The sequence below is a fragment of the Psychroserpens damuponensis genome (genome assembly GCF_000826655.1).
Classification (GTDB): Bacteria; Bacteroidota; Bacteroidia; order Flavobacteriales; family Flavobacteriaceae; genus Psychroserpens; species Psychroserpens damuponensis.
Genome location: NZ_JXJO01000010.1, coordinates 222,773 through 232,058 on the forward strand (window position 1 = coordinate 222,773; position 9,286 = coordinate 232,058).

Here is a 9,286-nt window from a genome sequence, read left to right on the forward strand (position 1 = left end):
AAAAATACGAGAATTAATTAGTCTTGTATATTAAAGATGATGGGTAAGTTATATATGATTTCTATAGTGTCTCCATGATATTTTCCTGGTGTAAATTGAGGTAATAATTCAATCACCCGTTTCGCCTCTTTTTCAAAGAATTTATGTGCAGCTCTAACTAATATAGTTATCACTAAACCAGAATCATCAATTGTAAATTGAGTATAAATGCGTTGTTTTCTACACAAGTCTTTGAGATGGAGAGCGAGTAATGCGTTTTCATGATTGAATGGTTTTAGTAATTATTGAGCATCAAATTTCTTGTCGACATGTAATGCGATTGAATTCTTTTAAATAGAATTGTATTTTTACACCTATGAAAAATCCGTTTGACGACACCTACTACATGAAAAAAGCTTTGCAAGAAGCACAAGACGCTTTTGATAAAGGAGAAATTCCAGTTGGCGCAGTTATAGTTATTAAGGACAGAATCATCGCAAGAGCCCATAATCTCACAGAACTTTTAAATGATGTCACTGCTCATGCAGAAATGCAAGCCATTACAGCAGCAGCTAATTTTCTTGGTGGAAAATATTTAACCAATTGTACGCTCTACGTTACTTTAGAGCCTTGCCAAATGTGTGCAGGTGCGCTATATTGGAGTCAGATTTCTAAAATAGTTTATGGTGCACGAGATGAAGAACGTGGTTGCATTGCGTTAAACACAAAATTGCACCCTAAAACTAAACTAATTGGAGGTGTTTTAGCCGATGAGGCCTCGTCATTATTAAAACGTTTTTTTATAGAGAAACGTAATTTGAATTAACAAATCTTATGTTGTTTCCTGCAAGGTGTCTAAAACCTTGTAGGTATTAAGCCTAAAACACTATTTGTATTATTACGTGTTGATGTTCTTGTTTCAGTACCTACTGTACTGAGGTGGAAATCCCCAAATTTCGAGACTTGAAATTAAAGTCACGCAAAAAATAACCACGTCATCCTTGACTACGACAAGCTCATTATTGGAAAAAGAAGGCGCATCAAAACCCTAGAACTAAAAAATTTAAATATAGCCAAAGCCTGCGTTAAGGATGGAAGGATTGTTGGAGCTCCTCGCAGAGAGCGACTCCTGAGAGCCTGACCTTATACCTACAAGGTTTTAAGGACCTTGAAGGTATAAGGTAACGCCCAAAAAAACATAAAAAAACGCCTAACTTTCGTTAGACGTTGAAACTGTATAAAGTATATCTCTTAGAGAACTTGTACGTTAGCCGCAACCATTCCTTTTCTTCCTTCTTCTTCTGTGTACTCTACATTATCGCCTTCACGAAGTTCAACACCATTAAGGTTTGATACGTGTACGAAAATGTCTTTTCCTGTTTCTTCGTTGGTAATGAATCCAAATCCTTTAGAATCATTGTAAAATTTAACTGTTCCAGTCATTATAAAATATATTAATTAAGATACAAAGGTAAAATTAAAAATGATTCTGAATGTAAATAAATTAAGATTTTTATCTTAATGATTTGAATTTTATGCTTATGATCAAAATAACTGCGGAAATTTTAAAACTTCAAATTATTGCTTTTCCCTTTTTTGATTGTCTCTCATTTTATCGAGATTCTCTTGAGTGAGCATATAATCTTTAATATTTTTATCTTTCCAACGATGGTACCCAAATAACGGAAACACCACTGCAAAGAGGCCTAAAACACCAAAGCCAATCAATTTTTGAGAGTAAGCTAGGTCTAGAAAATAACCGCATAAAATACTTCCTAATGAAGCTAAAAGAGCAGTAAGAATAATGTATTTCATATCTAAAATATTGTAAACTTATTTTTGTGGACAGGCTGTTAATTTTAAGGTTGTCGATGATGTGTTCATATATAATTAGTTTTATTGGTTAAGTCTAAGTTAACAAAAGAAAACTAACCTGAGGAAAATTCGTGTAATTTTTTGAGCATAGATACTTTTGTAGCCAGTTATTCTATTTCATGGTGAGATAAAAAATCTAAAATGAGTTTTCCAACTTCTCTAGTTTTTTCCTCAGCAGCAAAATGACCAGCATCTAATAAATATAAGTCTGCATTTGGTAAATCTCTTAAATAAGCTTTTGCTCCTTTATAATTGAATTTCAAATCTTTTTTTCCCCAAACTATTAAAGTTTTTGGTTGATTCTCTCTCAACATCTTTTGCCATTTTGGATACCGAATTAAATTATTATTGTAATCTTTAAATAGTTGCACTTGAATTTCTCTATCACTTTTAGATCTTAAAAATGCTAAATCGTGTGTCCAAGCATCTGGACTTTGAATGTTGATATTTGTGCTATCTAAATCAAATAAATATTGTTTATTTATTATAGCATTTTTACTAGTTAAGCTATATAAAAAATCGTACTTTACTTGTGATGTATCAGTTTGTGCCGTTCTAAAAAAATCTTGTCGTTTAGGGGTTAAACCGTCTAAATAGGCATTGGCATTCTGAACAATTAGAGCTTCTATTCGTTTGGGGTTTTTCATCATCATTCTATAACCCACAGGAGCTCCAAAATCTTGCATGTACAGAACGTAATTCTTAATTTGTAACTTATCTATTAGTTGCTCTGTATAATCTGATAATAGATCAAAAGTATATGTTGTAGTTGCTGGATCTAAATGCGTACTGTAACCCGAACCTAAATTATCTGGTGCAATCACATGATAATGAGTTGCCAACATAGGAATAAGATTCCTGTAAGAATGTGAAGACGACGGATACCCATGAAGCAATACAATTGTTGGTTTGCTTTTATCTCCTGCTTCTCTATAAAACAGTTTTACACTATCAATTTCTACATAATTATACGTTGTGGCTGGAGGCAAAAAGAATTGTTTTTTAGTATCTTCTAATTTACTCTGGCAGCCTAATAAGGATAGCGAGACTAGTAAAATTATTACAATATGCTTCATACTAAATATTTATTTATTTTGATTTCTCATAAAATTTCTAATGCTTTCAATAATAGCATCACCTTCTTCTTCAAGAGCAAAATGGCCTGTATCATAAATATTGTAATCTATGTTTTTGACATCCTTTTTAAATGCTTTGGCTCCACTTTCAGGAAAAAAAGCATCGTTTTTACCCCAAACTATTAATAATGGTGGCTGATTTTCTCTTAAATATTGCTGCCATTTTGGATACAATTTCACGTTATTTTGATAATCATAAAACAAATCTAAATTTACGGCATGTGCGTTTGGTCTAGACAATCTTAAGAAATCTAAATTATAACTATCTGGATCTACAGTTTCAATATCTCTAACACCATGTGTATATTGCCATTTTAAACCCTCTAAAGAAAAGGCAGGTAACAAAGCGTCTTCGGTTTCTTTAGTTCTATGTTTCCAAAGCTTTCTTATGCCAGCCCAAGCCTCTCCTAGACCTTCTTCATAAGCATTTCCGTTTTGGTTGATGATTGCTGTAATTCTTTCAGGATGTGCAGTAGCTAATCTAAAACCAATAGGCGCACCATAATCTTGAATCATTATAGCATAAGAGTTAATCTCTTTTTGCTCTAAAAATAAATTTACCGTTGTGGCTATATTATCAAACGTGTACTCGTAAGTATTAGCATCTGGAAAATCACTATTACCAAAACCAGGATAATCAGGTGCAATTAAATGAAATTCGTTAGATAGTTGTGCTAACACTTTTCTATACTGGTATGATGATGCTGGAAAACCGTGGAGTAAAACAATAGTCGGGTTTTTAGAATCACCAGCTTCTCTATATGCTATGTTTATTCCGTTTACCGCTAATGTTTTATATTTTACTGTTGATTTTTCACTTGTAACTTTAAGTATTGTTGTTTTTGAAAGTTGATCTGTTTCTGAGGTTACTTCCTCTTTACAGGATATAAACAATACAACAGTACTTAATAGTATGACTAAATTTTTCATAGTTTGAATTCAAATTCAAATCTCAAAATCATTTTGAGATTTATTAAAAAGAAAAGCCATAACCGAAATGAGTTAGGATTATGGCTTCATAATTATTTTGAGGGTTTTAATTTCTACCAGCCATCACACCTCCATCGGTATCCCAAATAGCACCTGTTACCCAAGCAGCTTTATCTGATAATAAAAAGACAATACTATTGGCTACATCTTCCGATTCACCAAAACGACCAATTGGGTGAAAACCGTTAAAGCCAACCAATGCTTCTTTAGCAGCTTCTTCACCACCAAAAACACCATGATAAACAGGCGTGTTTACTAGGGCAGGAGAAACTGCATTCACACGAATATTATCTTCTGCCAATTCCATAGCCAAATGTTGTGTTAGTGAATGTAAACCTGCTTTTTGCATAGAATATGCAGAAGATGGTGTTGCTTTTACAGCTTGTTGTGCCCACATAGAACCTACGTTTACAATTGATCCGCCTTGTGTAGCTTTCATTTTTTTAGCTGCACTTTGAGTGATAAAAAAGAACCCTCTGTTTAAATCTTGATACGAGTTATAATCTTCCATAGTATGATCTAAAAAAGGTTTAGGGCCAAAAATCCCAGAAGCATTTACTAAATAGTCTAAGTTATCTAAACCATCAATTTTAGCTATTAAAGCATCTACTTCTGTTGTATCAGAGATATTTGCTGTGTGTTTCACTAAGTTTGGAGCGTCTGCAACTTTATCAGTATTTCTACCAACAACATGTACTGTTGCACCACCTTCTAACAACGCATTTGTTGTTGCATTACCTATTCCGCTTGTTCCGCCAATTACTAAGGCTACTTTGTTTTCAAATTCTTTCATTTTATTTTTTATTTAAGTGTTAAAATTAGACAGACAAGTCTGTCTTTGTTTGTTCAAATTTTTTTAAGCTATTATTTTTTTACATAAATTTTTAGACTCTATAATAGGCCAATCTTGTTGATGCAGGTGACTTTCTCCAACGGCACTTTCATACAGTAAATATATTTGTCTTGCAAGAGAATTTACTTGTTCACTTTTGACATGCTCCAAATTACTGGTAATCAATCTTTTTATAATAGCTATAAAATCGTTTTTTTGAGATTGAATTTCATTCCTTATCATCTCATTATCTTTTGGAATTTCTGAAACGGTTTTAATACACCAACATCCATTAAAATCTTTATCTTGATAAAACAGTTGAAGGAAATCGAATATTGCTAATATCTGGTCTTTTCCAGTTGGTTTAGAGGTTGTGAAATTTTCGAAATCCTTTAGAAAATTAATATTCTTGTGCTGAAGATATGCCAGACAAATCTCTTCTTTAGATTTAAAATGATTATATAATGTTGCCTTAGCAATGCCTGCTTCCGCTATAATTTGATTGATACCTGTAGAATTATACCCATTCTTATAAAATAAAAATGAGGCTGTTTCTGTAATTCTATGTTTTACTTCGGTATGTTTCATGATGCAAATATATAAAATATTTTTAAAAACAGACAAGTTTGTCTATTTCTGTTTGTTTGGTTTTAACTTTCACTTATCATAAGTAAATCTTTATGTAGACCTTACTTATGAATTTACGAAAAAAATACTGGTAATTTATTTATATTCAATTAATTAGACAGTACGTATTTAAACACTGGCTTGTAAATTAATCAATTCGCGACGGTAAGCAGTAAGTAATTTTGATTTTGAAACAAAACCATGATAGTTTCCTTTTTTAATAACCGGAAGATTCCAGGCACCACTATCCTGAAATTTGCGCATTACCTCTTTCATAGAATCGGTTTCATAATAGATATAATCTGGTGGATTATGCATAAAAGTTTCTACTGAAGTCGTCTCATACAGCGTTTGATCAAACATAACCGTTCTAATATCATCTAATAAAATGATACCAACCAAAAATTGATTATCATCAACTACCGGAAACAAATTTCGACTAGATTTAGACACGCCTTGATGTAACATCTCACCCAATGACATGTCTGGATTTAAAACTGTAAAGTCTTGCTCAATAACACTATCTAATTGCATTAATGTTAATACAGATTGGTCTTTATCATGTGTTAAAAGCTCTCCTTTTTCGGCAAGTTCTTTTGTATAAATTGTATGTTCTATCGTGCTTTTTTTGATAATAAACGACATAGAAACCGTAATCATTAAGGGAACGAACAATTGGTAACCACCAGTAATTTCGGCAATTAAAAAAATAGCAGTTAATGGTGCATGAAGCACGCCTGCTATTAATCCTGCCATACCAAGTAATGTGAAATTAGTTTCAGATACTTGAAAACCTAAACCAATATTATTAATAATTTTAGCAACTACATTACCCAATGCGCTTCCCATAACCATGGTTGGTATAATAATTCCACCTGCTCCTCCTGCAGCAAAAGTCGTAGTCATGGCAATAGCCTTAAAAATGGTAATCCCAAACAATAAAGCAATTACCACCCAAATATTATCGAGATAATCATCAAAAGGGGTTTTGCCTAAAGCGTGTAGGTGATTTCCATCAAGCAAATCATTGATAAAACCAAAACCTTCACCATACAATGGCGGAATTAAATAGAGCATCACACCAATGGCCAAACCACCAACAATGAGTTTTTGCCCGCTAGTTTTAAAACGTTCAAAAAAGGTGTATACGGCAAAATATATTTTAGAAAAATATATAGATGCAATTCCTGTTCCTATGCCTAATACAATTAAAAACAAGGTGTCTTTTAAAGCAAATGGTGTTGTAATATTATAATTAAAGAGGACTCCATTACCTACAAAAAAGTAAGAGGTTAAAACTGAAGATACCGATGCTATTAATAAGGGCAATAAGGATGCAAAAGTTAAGTCTAAACTAAATACCTCAACAGCAAAAATAATCGCTGCAATTGGCGATTGAAAAATAGATGCAATAGCTCCAGCTGCTGCACACCCAATGAGTAAAGTTCTCGTTTTTCTATCAACATGAAACAATTGACCAACATAAGAACTCACTGCAGAGGCAGAGGCAATAGCAGGACCAAGTAATCCAACAGATCCTCCAAAACCTGCGGTTAAAGGTGCTGTAATTAAAGGTAAATAGATTTTACTTCGTTTAAGTAAACCATTCTTTTTAGATAATGAAAATAAAATACTCGGTATGGCATGTTCTACCTTTCGTTTTGAGATGTATTTTACAAAAAGATATACCAACCATAACCCAATGACTGGCAGAATAAAATAGATACCATTTTCAGAAATAATAATACTTTTTGATAAGAACCACTCAATACCATAGGTAATATTTTTTATGGTTACAGATACCAATCCAGACAATAAACCAATGAGCATCGCTAATAAAAACACGAAGTTTTTTTGCGAGATATATTTATATCGCAAAATGAGTAAGCGTTTTATGAACGGTTGGATTGGCATATATTAAATCTACTAAAAAATCCTGCAAGAAGCAGGATTTAATAATTATGATTTTAAGTTGAGCTTTAAACTCAGCTCTGTTAATTGATCATCATCAATTGGTGCGGGAGCATCTATCATGACATCACGACCATTATTGTTTTTGGGGAAGGCTATAAAATCACGAATCGTTTCTTGACCGCCAAGAATTGCAACCAATCTATCCAATCCAAAAGCGAGTCCACCATGAGGAGGCGCTCCATATTGAAATGCATCCATTAAAAATCCAAATTGTGCTTTAGCTTCTTCTGGTGTAAAGCCTAAATAATCAAACATTAAAGCCTGTATTTCTTTATCGTGAATACGAATAGAACCACCACCAATCTCGTTACCATTTAATACTAAATCGTACGCATTGGCTTTTACTTCTCCTGGATTAGTTTTTAATAATTCTAGCTGTCCTGGTTTTGGTGATGTAAATGGATGGTGCATGGCATGGTAACGCTCAGTATCTTCATCCCATTCTAATAATGGGAAATCCATAACCCAAAGTGGCGCAAATGTTTTAGGATCTCTCAACCCTAAACGCTCTGCTAACTCCATACGTAACGCACTTAATTGAGCTCTTACTTTATTTTTTTCTCCGGAAAGGACGCAAACTAGATCACCTGGTTTTGCACCAGTAACCTCAGCCCATTTTGCTAAATCGTCTTGGTCGTAGAATTTATCTACTGATGATTTAAAGCTTCCGTCATCGTTACATCTAGCGTATACCATTCCTAAAGCGCCAACTTGAGGTCGCTTTATCCAATCAATTAATTTATCGATTTCTTTACGAGTATAACTATTTCCGCCAGGAACTGCGATACCAACTACTAATTCGGCATTATTAAATACTCCAAAATCTTTATGTTGAGCCACGTCATTTAATTCTCCAAACTCCATCCCAAAACGGATGTCTGGTTTATCATTTCCGTAGAGACGCATAGCATCATCATACAGCATTCTTGGGAATTTCTCAATCTCAACTCCGTTAACCTCTTTTAGTAAATGACGTGTTAAACCTTCAAAAGCATTTAAAATATCTTCTTGATCTATAAATGCCATTTCACAGTCAATCTGCGTGAATTCTGGTTGTCTATCTGCACGAAGATCTTCATCTCTAAAGCATTTTACAATTTGAAAATACTTATCCATACCTCCAACCATTAGCAGTTGTTTAAAGGTTTGAGGCGATTGTGGCAAGGCATAAAACTGACCTTCATTCATTCTTGAAGGTACCACAAAATCACGAGCACCTTCTGGTGTTGATTTTATTAAATATGGTGTTTCTACTTCAATAAAGCCATCATTAGATAAATAGTTTCTCACTTCTTGAGTCACTTTATGCCTAAACATTAAGCTCTCCTTTACAGGATTACGACGAATATCGAGGTAACGATATTTCATACGTAACTCTTCTCCACCATCAGTCTCATCTTCTATAGTAAAAGGTGGTAATTTTGATTCGTTTAAAATGGTTAATTCAGACACTAAAATCTCAATATCACCTGTTGATAGGTTAGGGTTTTTCGAGGCACGCTCAATGACTTTTCCTTTAACTTGGATGACGAATTCTCGCCCTAAATCTTCGGCACGTTTCATCATTTCTTTTGGTGTGCGCTCTTCGTCAAATACGAGTTGGGTAATACCATAGCGATCACGAAGATCTACCCAAACGATAAATCCCTTGTTTCTAGATTTTTGCACCCAACCTGCGAGTGTAACTTCTGTATTAATATGTGATGCTCTTAACTCACCACAATTGTGACTTCTGTACATAGTAAAAAAATTATAACACCTATTTTAAAACGTGTTGGTGTTTAACGGTTGCAAATTTAATAAGTTAATGCATTTAATTGTGTGAAATAGGAAGTTTTCTAATGTAGACTCTCTAAAACTTAAAAAAGCACAA

The 9,286-nt window shown here is 33.5% G+C and carries 10 protein-coding genes; 1 reads left to right on the plus strand and 9 read right to left on the minus strand.

Annotated features, from left to right (window positions below):
* Positions 1 to 17: 17 nt before the first annotated feature.
* On the minus strand, positions 18 to 227 hold the full coding sequence (locus TD29_RS18185) for an energy transducer TonB (protein WP_084203393.1): 210 nt from the start codon (positions 225 to 227) through the stop codon (positions 18 to 20).
* Positions 228 to 355: 128 nt separating this feature from the next.
* Here TD29_RS18185 and TD29_RS05230 point away from each other — a divergent pair, with 128 nt between their 5' ends.
* Positions 356 to 805, plus strand: coding sequence for a nucleoside deaminase (locus TD29_RS05230; RefSeq protein WP_040279390.1), 450 nt, complete (start codon positions 356 to 358; stop codon positions 803 to 805).
* A gap of 425 nt (positions 806 to 1,230) precedes the next feature.
* Here TD29_RS05230 and TD29_RS05235 read toward each other — a convergent pair whose 3' ends face one another.
* The 8 genes from TD29_RS05235 to aspS form a co-directional block, all read right to left on the minus strand.
* On the minus strand, positions 1,231 to 1,422 hold the full coding sequence (locus TD29_RS05235; protein ID WP_040279391.1) for a cold-shock protein: 192 nt from the start codon (positions 1,420 to 1,422) through the stop codon (positions 1,231 to 1,233).
* A gap of 135 nt (positions 1,423 to 1,557) precedes the next feature.
* Entirely contained in the window at positions 1,558 to 1,794 is a 237-nt protein-coding gene (locus tag TD29_RS05240) for a hypothetical protein (RefSeq protein WP_040279392.1), read from the minus strand.
* Between the two features lie 167 nt (positions 1,795 to 1,961).
* On the minus strand, positions 1,962 to 2,930 hold the full coding sequence (locus TD29_RS05245; RefSeq protein WP_040279393.1) for an alpha/beta fold hydrolase: 969 nt from the start codon (positions 2,928 to 2,930) through the stop codon (positions 1,962 to 1,964).
* A gap of 9 nt (positions 2,931 to 2,939) precedes the next feature.
* Positions 2,940 to 3,920 carry an alpha/beta fold hydrolase gene (locus TD29_RS05250; protein WP_040279395.1) on the minus strand — a complete coding sequence of 327 codons (981 nt, stop codon included), beginning with the start codon at positions 3,918 to 3,920 and terminating at the stop codon, positions 2,940 to 2,942.
* Positions 3,921 to 4,026: 106 nt separating this feature from the next.
* Positions 4,027 to 4,773, minus strand: coding sequence for an SDR family NAD(P)-dependent oxidoreductase (locus TD29_RS05255; RefSeq protein WP_040279396.1), 747 nt, complete (start codon positions 4,771 to 4,773; stop codon positions 4,027 to 4,029).
* Between the two features lie 63 nt (positions 4,774 to 4,836).
* Complete coding sequence (locus TD29_RS05260) at positions 4,837 to 5,400, minus strand: TetR/AcrR family transcriptional regulator (protein WP_040279397.1); 564 nt, start codon at positions 5,398 to 5,400, stop codon at positions 4,837 to 4,839.
* A 168-nt stretch (positions 5,401 to 5,568) separates the two neighbouring features.
* A complete protein-coding gene (locus TD29_RS05265; protein ID WP_040279398.1) occupies positions 5,569 to 7,353 on the minus strand; it encodes a chloride channel protein in 1,785 nt (594 codons plus the stop codon).
* Positions 7,354 to 7,398: 45 nt separating this feature from the next.
* A complete protein-coding gene (gene aspS, locus TD29_RS05270) occupies positions 7,399 to 9,153 on the minus strand; it encodes an aspartate--tRNA ligase (protein WP_040279399.1) in 1,755 nt (584 codons plus the stop codon).
* Between the last annotated feature and the right edge of the window lie 133 nt (positions 9,154 to 9,286).